Origin of the sequence: Kitasatospora sp. NPDC086791, assembly GCF_040685975.1 — a bacterium.
In the GTDB taxonomy this organism is placed as follows: Bacteria; Actinomycetota; Actinomycetes; order Streptomycetales; family Streptomycetaceae; genus Kitasatospora.
The window spans coordinates 1-15221 of record NZ_JBFBOC010000027.1 but is presented as its reverse complement, the minus strand read 5'-3'; the positions used below and the strand labels follow the sequence as shown (position 1 = coordinate 15221).

Sequence of the window (15221 nt, the reverse complement as noted above, 5' to 3'; positions counted from 1 at the left end):
ACATGGACGGGGCGCAGGCGGGTCACGGGCGGGACATGGACGGGTACGGACGGGGCCACCGGGACCTGTGTGCGCCGTGTGGACGCTGAGTCAAGTTTCGATAACCGCGCGTTTCCGTGGAACGCTGTGTCCCGGAAATGACGTTTCTTCCGGTGGCCCCTCGTCAGCATTCCGCGCCGGGCGGGCCCCGGCGGGAACGTACAGGTGCAGCGGACCAGAAGGAGGTGCGGCGTGTCGACGCCGCTTGCCGACACGACCAACCCCGACCTCGGCCTGCTCTACGCCGTCAACGGCCTGGCCAAGCGCTCCCCGCAGTGGCTGGACCACCTGGTCTCGTGGATCGGCGAGTACGGCATCCTGATCGGCCTGGCCATGCTCGGGCTGGTGGCCTGGTTGCAGGCCAGACGCCGCCCGGACGCGCCGGTGGCGATCGCCGGGCTGCTCTGGGTGCCGCTCTCGGTGGCCGTCGCCGAGCTGGCCAACCTGCCGATCGCCGCGATCGTGGACCGCCCGCGCCCGTTCGTCGACCATCCCGGACTGCTGGTGCTGGTGGACGGCAAGGCCGGCACCCACTCCTTCGTCAGCGACCACTCGACGATGACGATGGGCGTCGCGGTGGCGCTGTTCCTGGTGAACCGGAAGCTCGGCTGGATCGCCGGCGGGCTGGCCCTGCTGCAGGGCTTCTGCCGGATGTTCATGGGCGTCCACTACCCGACCGACGTGATCGGGGGCTTCGCGCTCGCCGTCGCCGTGGTGCTGCTGCTGGCGCCGATCGCGATGGCGGTGCTGGTCCCGTTCTGCCACGCGCTGACCCGGACGGCCGTCGCCCCGCTGATCCGGGCACCGGAACGCAGCGGCGCGGCCCGCGGCGGAGCAGCCCCGCGCGGCCGTCGGCGCGGCCGTGGGGCGGTGCGGGCGGAGGAACAGCCTCCGGAGTCCGACCTCGCGGCCTGAACCGCCGCCCGGTGCCCCCAAAAAAACCGGCGCCCCCCGACCGGTACCTCCGACCGGTGCCCACTGGCCGGTGGCCGCAGGACGGCCCCGTGCGGTCAGTCCGGCTCGACGCCGCTCTCGGCGAGGTGGACGGCCCCCTCGCGGCGGGCCAGGTCCCGGGAGCGGCGGGCCGGGGCGTACCAGCCACAGCTGCAGCTCGCGAAGGTGAAGGAACCGCGCTCGCTGATCGCGAGGCGGTGCTCGGGCATCCGGGTGCCGGGCGCGGCCGACAGCTCACTGTGCACGTGCTTCACGGTAACGCGCCGGAGGCCCCTGCGCGACGTCCGCCGGACGGTCGGCACCCGTAACCCTTTTCCTTCCAACTCGTTTGCCCGGAAAGAGCTCTGCCCACCCGGTGGTGTCCCGGCAGGGCAGTCGGGCCCGAGGGGGTTGTGGCGAGGATGAAGATGACCGACCAGCAGTGCAGCGGGCGGCCGGAGCGCCGTCCGCGGCTGCGCTCCGCGGCCGGGGCCGCCCTGCTCACCGCCGCGCTGGCGGCCGGAGCGGCCGGCTGCTCCGGCGGCGCCGGCGTCGGCTCCTCCGACCAGCAGTCGAGCGCCCCGGACCAGCTCGCCGCGGACCCGCTGACGGCGGTGCGCAACGCCGCCGACATCACCGGCCGCACCGGCTCCGCACACGCCGCCACCGAGCTTGTCACCGAGTCCGCCGAGAAGAAGGCCTCGTTCAGCGGCACGGGCGGCTACGACTACGTGAAGCGCATCGGCCGGCTGGAGGTCCAGGTGCCGCCGGGCGCGGCGACCACCGGGAAGATCGTCGAGGTGGTCCTGCCCGGCACCGTCTACCTGCAGAACAGCGGCGCCAAGGTGCCCGAGGGCAAGTGGGTCAAGCTGGACGTGCGCCAACTGCCGGACGGCAACCTGGTCAGCAGCGGCGCGACCGACCCGGCCTCGGCGGCCGGAGCGCTGCGCGGGGCGCAGAAGGCGGAGGCGGTCGGCACCGAGTCCGGGGGCGGGGTCACGCTGCACCACTACCGCGGCACCCTGGACCTGGCCAAGGCGGCCGACGCGACCGGCGGCCGGGGCGGGGACGGCCTGCGGATGGGCTCGCAGACCTTCACCGTCAAGGAGGTCCCGTTCGACGCCTGGCTGGACGACCAGGGCCGGCTGCACAAGGTGGTCGAGGTGTTCACCTTCGCCGGGGTGGCCGGGTCCAAGGACCCCAAGGACCAGGTGAAGGTCACCTCGACCACCTCGCTGTCGGACTTCGGCAAGCCGGTCGAGGCGGCCGAGCCGTCGGCCTCGGACATCTACCAGATGAAGCCCACGGAGAGCCCCAAGTAGGCCGCCCGGGCAGCGCTCCGGCGCCGGGGCGAAACGGGGCGCCGTCGGAGCGGGTGGCCGTCCGGGGAGCGGTGGTCACCCGTTTCGGCGGCGCCGAGATGGCCCGTCCGTGCCATGTGGACGGGCCCCGGAGTGCCTAGGCTGGACGTCGGGTGGCTGCCGCCCGGGCTGGCGAGGCACTGAAGGGGTGGTGCAGGTGGTGTCGTCCACGGGCGGCCGCAGCGGCGGCCACGACGACGCGGCCCTCGACGAGATCGAGCTGGCCGGCGAGCTGATGATCGCCGCGACGGCCAGCTCCGGCGACCGGCTGCCGACCGAACGGATCGACGAGGTGCTGCTCGACCGGACCGATCCGGGCCCGGTCGACCGGGAGGCCGACGGCTGACGGTGGACGGCCGACGCACTGACGGCCGACGGCTGACGGCGGCTGATCAGCGGGGCGGCCGGGGCCGCCCGGAGTTCGGCCGGTGTCAGCTGCGCAGCAGCCGGCTGATCGCGGCGGTGGCCTCCGCCACCTTGGCGTCCAGCTCCGCGCCGCCCTGCTCGGCGGCCGCGGCGACGCAGTGCCGCAGGTGCTCCTCCAGCAGGGAGAGGGCGAAGGACTGCAGTGCCTTGGTGCTCGCCGAGACCTGGGTGAGCACGTCGATGCAGTAGACGTCCTCGTCGACCATGCGCTGGAGACCGCGGATCTGGCCCTCGATCCGGCGCAGCCGCTTGAGGTGGGCGTCCTTCTGGGCGCTGTACCCGTGTGGGCCGTGCCCGCCCCGGGGCGCCGCGGCGGCCGCGGGTGCGGTGTGGCCGACCTGCGGGTCGGTCCCCTGCGCGTCATCCGGCTCGGTGCGCGCCTGCGTCGTGGTCATCGGCCCCGCCTTCGTCTGAGTGCCTGCTCGCTGCGTCGGCCACCAGTGTCCAACACCGGGGCCTCCCGTGGTGTTCCGGCGGCCGACGCGGCACGTGCCGGAGCGTCCGCGCGGGGCCCGTCCGGGAGTTCCCCCGTCTGGGCGGCGCCCCCGTCTTCCCCATGCACGACGGGGACAATCCGGGCGAGGTTCCGTCAGACTGGGGGCCCGCGTCCGTACGTGGCGGTGCGGTCCGCGTCAGCCGGTGCGGCGACTGAACGGAAGAGGAGGTTCCGGCTCCCTCCTCGATACCCGTTTGCGCGATTGCGCTTGGTTGCACCTAGCATCGTTCAGTCCCTACCCCGCACATCGGAGATTTCCGTGCGTTTTAGCCTGACCCCGAAGGAGACGAGCTTCTACGACATGTTCGCCGCCGCGGCGGAGAACCTCGTCGTCGGATCGAAGCTCCTGCTGGAGCTGCTGGGATCAGACGTGTCGGCCCGTGCGGAGATCGTCGAGCGCATGCGCGCCGCCGAGCACGCCGGGGACGACACCACCCATGCCGTCTTCCACCAGCTGAACTCGTCCTTCATCACGCCCTTCGACCGCGAGGACATCTACAGCCTCGCCTCGTCGCTGGACGACATCATGGACTTCATGGAGGAGGCCGTCGACCTGGTCGTCCTCTACGACATCCAGACCCTGCCGAAGGGGATCGAGCAGCAGATCGAGGTGCTGGCGCGGGCCGCCGAGCTCACCGCGGAGGCGATGCCGAACCTGCGGAGCATGTCCAACCTCACCGAGTACTGGATCGAGGTCAACCGGCTGGAGAACCAGGCCGACCAGATCCACCGCAAGCTGCTCGCCCACCTGTTCTCCGGTCAGTACGACGCCATCGAGGTGCTCAAGCTCAAGCAGGTCGTGGACGTCCTTGAGGAGGCGGCGGACGCGTTCGAGCACGTCGCCAACACGGTGGAGACCATCGCCGTCAAGGAGTCCTGACCCTCGTGGACACGGCTGCACTCATCGCCGTCATCGGCGTTGCCTTCTTCTTCACCTACACCAACGGCTTCCACGACTCCGCGAACGCGATCGCCACCTCGGTCTCCACCCGGGCGCTCACGCCCAGGGCCGCGCTCGCGATGGCCGCCGTGATGAACCTGGCCGGCGCCTTCCTCGGCAGCGGCGTGGCGAACACCGTCTCCCAGGGGATCATCGAGACCCCGTCCGGCGACCAGGGGATGGCGATCCTGTTCGCCGCCCTGGTCGGCGCGATCGCCTGGAACCTGGTCACCTGGTACTTCGGCCTGCCGTCCTCCTCCTCGCACGCCCTGTTCGGCGGCATGGTGGGCGCGGCGCTGGCCGGCGGGACCGAGGTGATCTGGAACGGGGTCATCGACAAGATCGTCATCCCGATGGTGGTCTCGCCGGTGGTCGGCCTGGTCGGCGGCTTCCTGGTGATGCTGGCGATCCTGTGGATCTTCCGCCGGGCCAACCCGCACCGGGCCAAGCGCGGCTTCCGGGTCGCCCAGACCGCCTCGGCCGCCGCGATGGCCCTGGCGCACGGCCTGCAGGACGCCCAGAAGACCATGGGCATCGTGGTGATGGCCCTGGTCATCTCCGGCGAGCAGGCCACCTACGACATCCCGGTCTGGGTGAAGATCTCCTGCGCCACGATGCTCTCGCTGGGCACCTACGCGGGTGGCTGGCGGATCATGCGGACGCTCGGCCGCAAGATCATCGAGCTGGACCCGCCGCAGGGCTTCGCGGCCGAGACCACCGCCTCGATCGTCATGTACATCACCTCGTTCGTCTACAAGGCGCCGATCTCCACCACCCACGTGATCACCTCGGCGATCATGGGGGTGGGGGCCACCAAGCGGATCCGCGCGGTGCGCTGGGGCGTCGCGAAGAACATCGTGCTCGGCTGGTTCATCACGATGCCGGCGGCCGCCATCGTCGCAGCGCTGGTGTACTGGTCCATCCAGCTGTTCTGGGGGTGATCCCGCGCGGGACACCTCCGGACGGCACGGGACCGCACGGACCGCACGGACCGCACGGACCGCACGCGGGACATGACAGGGCCCGCCCCCACATCTCGGGGGCGGGCCCTTCTTCATGTCCCGCGGCGGCACCGCCATGCAGCACCACGGGACAGCTCGTGTTCCGTCACCCGGCGCGGTGCCGCGCGGCGTGACGGGGTCCGGTCTAGCCGAAGCGGCCGGAGATGTAGTCCTCGGTCGCCTGGACCGACGGGTTGGAGAAGATCCGCTGGGTGTCGTCCAGCTCGATCAGCTTGCCCGGCTGGCCGACGCCGGCCAGGTTGAAGAAGGCGGTGCGGTCGCTGACGCGGGCCGCCTGCTGCATGTTGTGGGTCACGATCACGATGGTGAACTGCGACTTCAGCTCGCCGATCAGGTCCTCGATGGCGAGGGTGGAGATCGGGTCCAGCGCGGAGCAGGGCTCGTCCATCAGCAGGACCTGGGGCTCGACCGCGATGGCGCGGGCGATGCAGAGCCGCTGCTGCTGACCGCCGGAGAGGCCGGCGCCCGGCTTGTTCAGCCGGGTGTGGACCTCGTTCCAGAGGTTGGCGCCCTTCAGCGAGCGCTCCACCACCTCGTCGAGGACGGACTTCTTCTTCACGCCCGCGAGCCGGAGGCCGGCGATCACGTTGTCGTAGATCGACATGGTCGGGAACGGGTTCGGCCGCTGGAAGACCATGCCGATCGAGCGGCGGACGGCGACCGGGTCGACGTTGGAGGCGTACAGGTTCTCGTCGTCCAGGAGGACCTTGCCCTCGACCCGGGCGCCGGGGATCACCTCGTGCATCCGGTTCAGGGTGCGCAGGAAGGTGGACTTGCCGCAGCCGGAGGGGCCGATGAAGGCGGTCACCGAGCGGGGTTCGATGCTCATCGAGATGTCCTCGATGGCCTTGGTGGTGCCGTAGTAGGCCGACAGTCCGCTGACGTCGATGCGCTTGGCCATGATCGTTGCTTCTCTCGTCTGTCTCGTACGTCAGTCGGTCAGTGGCCGGTCTTGGGCGACCGCCAGCGGGCGATGCCGCGGGCGATGAGGTTGAGCGCCATCACGAAGGCGATCAGCACCAGCGCCGCACCCCAGGCACGGGCGTAGCCGTACTGGTTGTTGACCTGGGAGTACTGCGTCCAGATGTACATCGGCAGGGACTGCTGCGGCCCGTCGAACGGGTTGTTGTTGATGTAGTCGGCGCCGAACACCAGCATCATCACCGGGGCGGTCTCGCCCGTGATGCGGGCGACCGCGAGCATCACACCGGTGGTGATGCCGCCGATCGCGGTGGGGAGGACGATCCGCAGGATGGTCTTCCACTTCGGCACGCCGAGCGCGTACGAGGCCTCGCGCAGCTCGTTCGGGACCAGCTTGAGCATCTCCTCGGTGGACCGGACCACGACCGGCATCATCAGGATGGCCAGCGCGAGGCTGCCCGAGAAGCCGGAGTAGCTGAAGCCGAGGGCGAGGTTCCAGAGCGAGAGGATGAACAGACCGGCGACGATCGACGGGATGCCCGTCATGACGTCGACGAAGAAGGTGACGGCCTTGGCGAGCTTGCCGCGACCGTACTCGACCAGGTAGACGGCGGTCAGCAGCCCGATCGGGGCGGCGATCGCGGTGGCCAGGGCGACCTGCTGCAGGGTGCCGATCAGCGCGTGGTAGATGCCACCGCCGGGGCCGGACTGGAGCACGCCCTTCATCGAGTGGCTCAGGAAGTTCCCGTCGACCACCGCGATGCCCTGCTGGACGGTGTACACCGTCAGGGCGACCAGCGGGACGACGGCCATGATGAAGGCGACCCAGACCACCGAGGTGGCGAACCGGTCCTTGGCCTGCCGGCGGCCCTCGACCCGGGCCGCGAGGCCGTAGCTGATCAGGAGGAACAGCGTGCCCGAGAGCAGGCCCCACTGCAGGTGGCTGGCCAGGCCGGCGGCGGCGCCGATCCCGCAGCCGAGGGCGATCGAGCCGACCGCGACGGCGGCCGGGGCCCACGTGGGCAGCCGGTTGGCGGTCAGCGGACGGCCGACCGGCCGGGCGTCATCGACGATGGCGGTGACGGTCATGCGTTGGCCCCCGAGTACTCCTTGCGGCGGGCGATGATCAGTCGCGCGGCACCGTTCACCAGCAGGGTGATGACGAACAGGACGAGGCCGGAGGCCATCAGGGCGTTGCGCCCGTTGTCGCCGGCCTCGGCGAACTTCAGCGCGATGTTCTGCGCGAAGGTGCCGCCGCCCGCGTCCAGGATGTGCAGCGACAGGATGTTGCTGGAGGAGAGCACCACCGCGACCGCGATGGTCTCGCCGAGCGCGCGGCCGAGGCCGAGCATCGAGGCCGAGATGATGCCGGGGCGGCCGAACGGCAGCACCGCGGTGCGGATCATCTCCCAGCGGGTCGCGCCGAGCGCGAGCGCCGCTTCCTCGTGCATCCGCGGCACCTGGCGGAACACCTCGCGGGAGACCGCGGTGATGATCGGCAGGACCATGATCGCCAGCAGGATGCCGACGGTGAACAGGTTGCGCGGGGTGCCGGACTTGGTCTGGTCGAAGACGTACGTCCAGCCCAGGTACTCGTTGAGCCAGCTGGTCAGGCCGTCCATGTGCGGGACCAGGAAGAGCGCGCCCCACAGGCCGTAGACGATGCTGGGGACGGCGGCGAGCAGGTCGACCAGGTAGGCGAACGGCTGGGCGATCCGGCGCGGCGCGTAGTGCGAGATGAACAGCGCGATCCCGATGGCCACCGGGACGGCGATCGCCATCGCGATGACCGCGCTCACGATGGTGCCGACGACCAGCACCGCGATGCCGAAGACCGGCTTCGGGGCGTCCGGCGCCCACTCGAAGGAGGTCAGGAAGTTGCCCTCGTTCTTGCTGAGGGCGAGGCCCGAGCGCCAGGCCAGGAAGCCGGCGATCGCGGCCATGATGACCAGCAGCAGGATGCCCGAACCCCGGGCGAGGTTCATGAAGATCTTGTCGCCGACCCGGCTGTCGCGCGGCCGGCGTTCCCTGCCTCGCGGGGCGGCAGGGGAGGATGAAGTCATTGGTCTACTCCGGTCTGGTGGTGCCGCCCCGGAAGGGGGACGGCACCATGGCGGCGGTGCCCCGGACGTGGTGCTGGGTGTGGTGCGTTCCGGTGGGGCGGCCCCGGCCCCCCTCGCTCACGGGGCCGCCCCACCGGTGGTCCTGTCGGGTCAGGCCAGGGTCGGGATGACGGCGTTGACCTTGTCGGTCAGCTCCTTCGGCAGCGGGACGTAGCCCTTCTCGCCGGCCGCCTTCTGACCCGCGTCGCTGGCGGTGTAGGTCAGGAAGGACTTCAGGGTCTCGACGGTGTCGGCCTTGTTGCCCTTGTCGCAGACGATCTCGTAGGTGACCAGGACCAGCGGGTAGGAGCCCTCGTCCTTGGTCGCGTAGTCGAGCTTCAGCGCCAGGTCGCTGCCGGTACCGGCGATCTTGGCCTTGGCGAAGGTGTTGGCGGCGTTGGCGGCGGTGGCCTCGACCGGCTTGGAGGCGCCGGTGTTGATGGCGGCGCTCTTCAGGCTGTTGGTCTGGGCGTAGGCCAGCTCGACGTAGCTGATCGAGTTCTTGACCTGCTTCACCTGGGCCGCGACACCGGCGCTGCCGTTGGCCGACTGGCCGCCCTTGGCCGCCCAGGTCTTGCTGGACGGGTAGGTCCAGGCGCCGTTGGCGGCGGCGGCGAAGTACTTGGTCAGGTTGTCGGTGGTGCCGGAGTCGTCCGAGCGGTGGAAGGACTGGATGTCCGCGTCCGGCAGCTTGGCGCCCGGGTTCAGGGCGGCGATGGCCGGGTCGTTCCACTTGGTGATCTGCGAGTCGAAGATCTTGGCCGCGGTCGGGGCGTCCAGGACCAGGTTGTCGACGCCGTCCACGTTGAAGACCAGCGAGATCAGACCGCCGGCCATCGGCAGGTCGATGCCCTGGCCACCGGTGCAGACCGCCTTGGTGGCGTCGACCTCGGCCGGCTTCAGGGCCGAGTCGGAACCGGCGAACTGGACCTTGCCCTGGGTGAACTGCTGGATGCCCGCGCCCGAGCCGACACCCTGGTAGTTGATGGTGGTGCCGGAGCAGGCGCCGCTGAAGTTGGTCTTCCAGACGTCGATCGCCGTGCCCTGGGCGGTCGAACCGGCGGCGATCAGCGAACCGGACTTGCCACAGTTGATCGCGGCACCGGCCGCGGCGGAGCCGCTGGCGCCGCCGGCCGCGGTCGAGCTGCTGTTGTTGTTGTCCGAGCCGCAGGCGGCGAGCGACAGCGAGCTGACGAGCGCCATGGCACCGATCGCGAGGGCCTTGGAGCGGCCGTTCCGCTGGAGCTTCACTGGGGTGTCCCTTTCTGAGGCATTGCCCGGCGCACGGGCCCGTACGAGTACGGCGGAGCGCGGGATCTGCTGTGGTCCGGGGCCCGTTCGGCCCTCCGGTGGTCCCGAAGTTAGGCCGGGGAAGTGACACGACAGCCGGTCGCAAGTGAACGGGGAGTGAACCTCGAAAGGATGACAGGAAACTACGTCAGGTAGTAACGGTTGCGTCACGGCAAGGGCGCAGGGAGATCACTTCCACCGTTCCTTCACGGGCGCGGAGCCGGTCGACCGCACCGGCTTCGCCCCCAGGATCGCCAGCAGCGCATCGATCAGCAACCGGTCGTGCTCGTAGGTGAGCCGGGCGCGGGCCTTCCCGGCCGGCAGCCACTCCATCCGGTCCACCTCGCGGTTGGGCCGGAAGGCGCCGTTGGACGGCACCGCGGCCCAGTACCGCACCTCCTTCGGGCGGCCCTGCACCTGGTAGTGCTGGGCCGGCAGCTCCGGGCCGAGCAGACAGCGGAAGCCGGTCTCCTCCCACACCTCGCGCAGCGCCGCGTCGGCCATCCCCTCGCCGGGGTCGAGCTTGCCCTTCGGCAGGCTCCAGTCGTCGTACTTGGGCCGGTGGATCACCGCGATCCGCGGCCGCCCGAGCCGCCCGCTCTTCTTCGGCCGGCCCGGCACCCACAGCACCGCGCCGGCCGCCAGGACCACCGGGCCGCGTCCCGCCGCGGCCGTGTTCCCCGTCGCCCGTCCGCCTCCCGGACGCCCGCCCACCTCAGACCGTCCTCGGCGCGGCGGAGTGGCCCCAGCCCTCGACCGGGACCTCCAGCCAGCCGTCCGGGGCGGGCGGCAGATCCGGCCACCGGCGGCCGAAGGCGTACCGCGCCGACTCCACCTCCAGCCGCTGGTCGGCGTGCACCACGCCCAGCACGTAGGCGGTCGCGGGGGTGATCCGCGGGGTGCGCGCCGCCGTGGCGGCGGTGACCGCGGCGTCCGCGGCCTCCTGCTGCCGGTCCAGCACCGCGTCCAGCTCGTCCAGCTCGGAGGACGGGCGGCCGCACACCTCCAACGCGTACCGGCCGCGCTTCACCAGGATCCGCAGCCGGGCCCACGGGGCGTCGTCGGCCGCCAGCGCCGCATCCGCGTCCACCACGCCCCGGGCCGCCGGAACCGCGCCCAGCCGCCGCAGCCCGTTCCCGCCGTACGGCGTCGCGGCCCGGTGCAGCGGCAGCTGCTGGGCGGTCGCGGCCAGCGCGGCGAACGCGGCGGCCGCCTGCGGCAGCAGCACCGTCGCCGCCCGGCCGCCCGCCGACTCCAGCAGCGGCGCCTCGCCGACCAGCAGCGTCATCCGGTCCGCCAGCGCGTGCAGCCGGGCCGAGCGGAGCTCCTGAAGCACCGTGGAGTGCGCCCTGGTCCTGGCCAGGGTCAGCTGCCGGTCCAGCAGCGCCCGCGCCTTGGGGGCGCCCGCGTGGCCGGCCAGCATGCCCGTCCCCTCCGGGTCGCTGCCGCTCAGCGAGTCCAGCGCGCCCAGCAGCCGGGCCGACCGGCGGACGTACCCGGGCTCCAGCGCCAGCAGGTTGAGCAGCCAGCGCAGCTCGGTGCGCGACTCCTGCGCCCAGCTCTGCTCGAAGAGCGAGCCGAAGGTGTGCAGCAGTCCGCCGATCCGCCGGACGGTCCGCAGCAGGTCCGCGGTACCCGCCGCCGGGACGACCGAGACCGCCCCGGGTCTGGCGCCGACCTCGCCCACCGCCAGCGGCAGGGCGCGCAGGAAGGCGCCGGCCTGGGCGGTGAGGCGGCGGGAAAGGATGTCCCCGGCGGTCGCGGTGGAGGCCGCCTGGGCCGTCATCGGCGCATCGGTCATGGCGTGGTAGATCCCCGTTCCCCCGGGGCCGTTCCCCGGAGCTGGTCGCCGACCGCCGGAGCGGCCGGCCCTCGTCGATCCCGAGGGCCGTCCGCTCCGGCGGCTTCGCATCAGTGGACGCGTCAGCGCGAGGTGGCGGCCCGGCGGCGCTGGCGCGAGTCGATCAGGAGGTCCTGGACGTGCCGGAGCTGCCGGGCCTCGGCGTCCTGGGAGTGGCGGGTCCAGGCGCCGTCCGGCCCCAGGTGCCAGGACTCGGTCTCGTCCGACACCCCGAGGTCGATCAGCCCGGACAGCTCGGCGCGGTGCGCCGGATCGGTGATCCGCAGCAGCGCCTCGATCCGGCGGTCCAGGTTGCGGTGCATCATGTCGGCACTGCCGATCCAGACCTCCGGGTCGCCGTTGTTGCCGAACACGAAGATCCGGGAGTGCTCCAGGAATCGGCCCAGGATGCTGCGGACCCGGATGTTCTCGCTCAGCCCCGGCACCCCCGGGCGGATCGCGCAGATCCCACGCACCCAGACGTCCACCGGGACCCCGGCCTGCGAGGCCCGGTAGAGCGCGTCGATCACGGCCTCGTCGACGATCGAGTTGAGCTTGAGCTTCACGTACGCCGGACGGCCCGCCCGGTGATGGGCGATCTCGTTGTGGATCCGCGAGACCAGCCCGTCGCGCAGGCCGCGCGGGGCGGTCAGCAGCCGGCGGTAGGACTCGCGGCGCGAGTATCCGGAGAGCCGGTTGAAGAGGTCCGACAGGTCCGCCCCGACCTGCGGGTCGGAGGTGAGCAGGCCGAGGTCCTCGTACAGCCGGGCCGTCTTCGGGTGGTAGTTGCCGGTGCCCACGTGCGAGTAGCGCCGCAGGGTGTCGCCCTCCTGGCGGACCACCAGCGACAGCTTGCAGTGCGTCTTCAGCCCGACCAGGCCGTAGACCACGTGGCAGCCGGCCTCCTCCAGCTTGCGGGCCCACTTGATGTTGGCCTGCTCGTCGAAGCGTGCCTTGATCTCGACCAGGACCAGCACCTGCTTGCCGGACTCGGCCGCGTCGATCAGGGCGTCCACGATCGGCGAGTCGCCGGAGGTCCGGTACAGCGTCTGCTTGATCGCCAGCACGTCCGGGTCGGCGGCGGCCTGTTCCAGGAAGGCCTGCACCGAGGTGGAGAAGCTGTCGTACGGGTGGTGCAGCAGGACGTCGCGCTCGCGCATCGCGGCGAAGATGTCCGGCTGGGAGGCCGACTCGACGTCGGTGAGCCCGCGGGCGGTGCCCGCCACGAACTTCGGGTACTTCAGCTCCGGGCGGTCCAGCTCGGCGATCCCGAACAGCCCGGTCAGGTCCAGCGGCCCGGGCAGCGGGAAGACCTCCGCCTCGGTGATGTTCAGCTCCCGCACCAGCAGGTCCAGGATGTAGGGGTCGATCGACTCCTCGACCTCCAGCCGGACCGGCGGGCCGAAGCGCCGCCGCATCAGCTCCTTCTCCAGGGCCTTGAGGATGTTCTCGGTGTCGTCCTCCTCCACCTCCAGGTCCTCGTTGCGGGTGACGCGGAAGGCGTGGTGGGCCAGCACCTCCATCCCCGGGAAGAGCTCCTCCAGATGCGCGCCCATCACGTCCTCCAGCGGGACGTAGCGCTGGGGCGAGGCCTCCAGGAAGCGGGCCAGCGACTGCGGCACCTTCACCCGGGCGAAGTGCTTGTGCCCGGAGACCGGGTTGCGCACCACGACGGCCAGGTTGAGCGAGAGTCCGGATATGTACGGGAAGGGGTGCGCCGGGTCGACCGCCAGCGGGGTCAGGACCGGGAAGATCTTCTGCCGGAACAGCGTGTGCAGCCGGGCCTGCTCCTTCTCGGCCAGCTCCGACCAGCGGACCACCTCGATGCCCTCGGTGGCGAGGTCCGGCAGCACCTCCTGCTGGAAGGCCGCGGCGTGCCGGGCCATCAGCTCACGCGAACGGGTCCAGATCAGGTCCAGCACCTCGCGCGGCTGGAGGCCGGACGCGCTGCGCTGGGCGACGCCGGTCGCGATCCGGCGCTTGAGGCCGGCCACCCGGACCATGAAGAACTCGTCCAGGTTGCTGGCGAAGATCGCCAGGAACTTGGCCCGCTCCAGCAGGGGGATCTCCGAATCCTCGGCCAGCTCCAGGACGCGCTCGTTGAACGCCAGCCAGCTGCGTTCGCGGTCCAGGAAGCGACCCTGCGGCAACGCTTCGTGCTCCTGCTCGTCCGTGGCCGGCAGCTCCGGCGGGATGCCCAGCGCACTGGACATCCGGGCCGTCGGCGACAGCGCGGCAGAGACGGGGCGGGGGATGCTCATGGGCTCCAGCTCCTCCAGCAGCAGGACGGCGTCCGGACGCGTGTGGCTCTGCGGGCCGTCGCCCTCGCCCCGGACCGTTCCCGGGAACAGCGCCCATCCGCCGGGCGCGGTCCGTACAGGACCGGCCGGTGAGTGGCGGTCGACTCTGCACGAGCGAGACACTACGGACTTCATCCTGTGATCTTCGCGGCAGCAATTGAATCCACGGTAAACACCGCATGGCCAGGAGGAAAGCTGAGTCGGTCGGGGCAAGGGCCGGCGCCGCCCCGGCGCTCGCCCGTGACCGCTCCGGCTCCTCGGCGGTGACCGCTCCGGCTCCTCGGCGGTGACCGCTCCGGTTCTCGGTGGTGGCCCCTCCGGGCCGGCTCCGTGGCCTCCGGGAGGCGGCCGGACCGTGGCGGGGAGAGGGTCAGGCCGACCGGTTCTCCTGGTACTGGGCTCGGTACATGAGGTCCACCTCGTGAACGGTGAATCCCAATCGTTCATATACCCGAACGGCGGCCGGATTGTCGGCGTCGACGTAGAGGAGCACGGTTTCCAGTGCACGCTCGCCCGGGCCGGGACCCGTCAGATGACGCAGGCCCGCCGCGGTCAGCGCGCGGCCGAGTCCGCTGCCCTGCTCCGCCGGGTCCACACCCACCACGTACACCTCACCGAGCTCCGGCTCGGTCGCGGTGGCCGGGTGCACCTTGGTCCAGTGGAAGCCGACCACCTTGCCGGCGCGGGTGGCGAGGAAGAAGCCGGCCGGGTCGAACCACGGCTCGGCGATCCGCTCCGCCAGGTCCTGCTCCGTCCAGGCGCCCTGCTCCGGGTGGTGGGCGAAGGCCAGGGCGTTCAGCCGCAGCCACTCCGCGTCGTCCTCCCCCGGACGGAAGGTGCGGAGCTCGATGCCCTCCGGGACGGCGACCTCCTCGGTCTGCCGACCGGTGCGGCGCATCTGCCGCAGCTCGCGGACCAGCTCGGCGCCGTACGCCCCGGCCAGGTGGCGGGCCGCCGGGTGCCCGCCGTGCACCCAGAAGTCCACCGCGTCGTGCCCCGCCCGGTGGGCCTGCGCGAGGACGGCGTCCACCAGCGGGCGGGCCAGGCCGCGGCCGCGGGCGGCCGGGTCGACGACCAGCTCGGCGGAGGGGTTGGCGGCCGGGTCGGCGGTCAGGCTCTGCGGGACGTCCAGCTGGCCGTAGCCGAGCACGGCTGCGGCTTGGGCGCCGGACTCCGCTGCGGCTGCGGTCTCGGTCTCGGTTTCGGTCTCGACCAGGTGGATGACGCCCGGGCGCGGGGTCTCCGCGGCACGCAGCCGGAGCCGGCCCTGCTCGGACACGGCGGCCCGGCCGTCCACCGCCTGGGCCTCCGCCAGAACACGGAGGGCGCCGTCGCGCTGCCCGGTCCGGAGCACGTTGTTCGCAATGACCGCTGTCTGCTCGTCCATGCCCTGACGATACGTCACCGGAAATGCGAAGAACCCCTGATCCGAATGGATCAGGGGTTCTTCTGAATGATTGTTCGGCGGCGTCCTACTCTCCCACAGGGTCCCCCCTGCAGTACCATCGGCGCTGTAAGGCTTAGCTTCCGGGTTCGGAATGTAACCGGGCG

Annotated in this window: 15 protein-coding genes and 1 rRNA gene; 5 read left to right on the top strand and 11 right to left on the bottom strand. The window is 71.4% G+C overall.

Features of this window, described 5'->3' with window-relative positions; genetic code table 11:
* Nucleotides 1–231 precede the first annotated feature (231 nt).
* Entirely contained in the window at nt 232–954 is a 723-nt protein-coding gene (locus tag AB0Q99_RS26985) for a phosphatase PAP2 family protein (RefSeq protein WP_363575995.1), read from the top strand.
* A gap of 95 nt (nt 955–1049) precedes the next feature.
* On the opposite strand, the gene AB0Q99_RS26980 is transcribed toward AB0Q99_RS26985, so the two are convergent.
* Nucleotides 1050–1238, bottom strand: a complete 189-nt coding sequence (locus AB0Q99_RS26980; RefSeq protein ID WP_363575993.1) for a hypothetical protein — start codon at nt 1236–1238, stop codon at nt 1050–1052.
* A gap of 162 nt (nt 1239–1400) precedes the next feature.
* Between AB0Q99_RS26980 and AB0Q99_RS26975 the strand changes: the two genes are divergently transcribed.
* Together AB0Q99_RS26975 and AB0Q99_RS26970 are read left to right on the top strand one after the other, a co-directional pair.
* Nucleotides 1401–2294 (top strand): hypothetical protein, encoded by an 894-nt coding sequence (locus AB0Q99_RS26975; protein ID WP_363575992.1) that lies wholly within the window; start codon nt 1401–1403, stop codon nt 2292–2294.
* Between the two features lie 196 nt (nt 2295–2490).
* Nucleotides 2491–2679: a hypothetical protein gene (locus AB0Q99_RS26970; protein WP_363575990.1), complete on the top strand. Its 189-nt coding sequence runs from the start codon at nt 2491–2493 to the stop codon at nt 2677–2679.
* A gap of 85 nt (nt 2680–2764) precedes the next feature.
* Here the strand turns inward: AB0Q99_RS26970 and AB0Q99_RS26965 are convergent, their stop codons facing one another.
* Nucleotides 2765–3154, bottom strand: coding sequence for a metal-sensitive transcriptional regulator (locus AB0Q99_RS26965; RefSeq protein ID WP_363575989.1), 390 nt, complete (start codon nt 3152–3154; stop codon nt 2765–2767).
* Between the two features lie 360 nt (nt 3155–3514).
* On the opposite strand from AB0Q99_RS26965, the gene AB0Q99_RS26960 reads away from it, so the two are divergent.
* Together AB0Q99_RS26960 and AB0Q99_RS26955 are read left to right on the top strand one after the other, a co-directional pair.
* Nucleotides 3515–4135, top strand: a complete 621-nt coding sequence (locus AB0Q99_RS26960) for a DUF47 family protein (protein ID WP_030059626.1) — start codon at nt 3515–3517, stop codon at nt 4133–4135.
* A 5-nt stretch (nt 4136–4140) separates the two neighbouring features.
* Nucleotides 4141–5136, top strand: a complete 996-nt coding sequence (locus tag AB0Q99_RS26955) for an inorganic phosphate transporter (RefSeq protein ID WP_363575987.1) — start codon at nt 4141–4143, stop codon at nt 5134–5136.
* Between the two features lie 205 nt (nt 5137–5341).
* Here the strand turns inward: AB0Q99_RS26955 and pstB are convergent, their stop codons facing one another.
* The 9 genes from pstB to rrf form a co-directional block, all read right to left on the bottom strand.
* Nucleotides 5342–6118, bottom strand: coding sequence for a phosphate ABC transporter ATP-binding protein PstB (pstB, locus tag AB0Q99_RS26950; protein ID WP_363575985.1), 777 nt, complete (start codon nt 6116–6118; stop codon nt 5342–5344).
* A 38-nt stretch (nt 6119–6156) separates the two neighbouring features.
* On the bottom strand, nt 6157–7227 hold the full coding sequence (gene pstA, locus AB0Q99_RS26945) for a phosphate ABC transporter permease PstA (RefSeq protein WP_363575983.1): 1071 nt from the start codon (nt 7225–7227) through the stop codon (nt 6157–6159).
* Complete coding sequence (gene pstC, locus AB0Q99_RS26940; RefSeq protein ID WP_363575982.1) at nt 7224–8201, bottom strand: phosphate ABC transporter permease subunit PstC; 978 nt, start codon at nt 8199–8201, stop codon at nt 7224–7226. The genes pstA and pstC overlap by 4 nt, the downstream gene beginning before the upstream one ends.
* Before the next feature lie 150 nt (nt 8202–8351).
* Nucleotides 8352–9491: a phosphate ABC transporter substrate-binding protein PstS gene (pstS, locus tag AB0Q99_RS26935; protein ID WP_363575980.1), complete on the bottom strand. Its 1140-nt coding sequence runs from the start codon at nt 9489–9491 to the stop codon at nt 8352–8354.
* A 228-nt stretch (nt 9492–9719) separates the two neighbouring features.
* Nucleotides 9720–10160, bottom strand: coding sequence for an NUDIX hydrolase (locus AB0Q99_RS26930; protein WP_363576117.1), 441 nt, complete (start codon nt 10158–10160; stop codon nt 9720–9722).
* Between the two features lie 85 nt (nt 10161–10245).
* Complete coding sequence (locus AB0Q99_RS26925) at nt 10246–11331, bottom strand: CHAD domain-containing protein (protein ID WP_363575978.1); 1086 nt, start codon at nt 11329–11331, stop codon at nt 10246–10248.
* A 122-nt stretch (nt 11332–11453) separates the two neighbouring features.
* Nucleotides 11454–13631: an RNA degradosome polyphosphate kinase gene (locus AB0Q99_RS26920; RefSeq protein WP_363575976.1), complete on the bottom strand. Its 2178-nt coding sequence runs from the start codon at nt 13629–13631 to the stop codon at nt 11454–11456.
* A 409-nt stretch (nt 13632–14040) separates the two neighbouring features.
* Nucleotides 14041–15057 carry a mycothiol synthase gene (mshD, locus tag AB0Q99_RS26915; RefSeq protein WP_363575974.1) on the bottom strand — a complete coding sequence of 339 codons (1017 nt, stop codon included), beginning with the start codon at nt 15055–15057 and terminating at the stop codon, nt 14041–14043.
* Nucleotides 15058–15129: 72 nt separating this feature from the next.
* Nucleotides 15130–15221 (bottom strand): 5S ribosomal RNA (gene rrf / locus AB0Q99_RS26910); the annotation flags it as partial.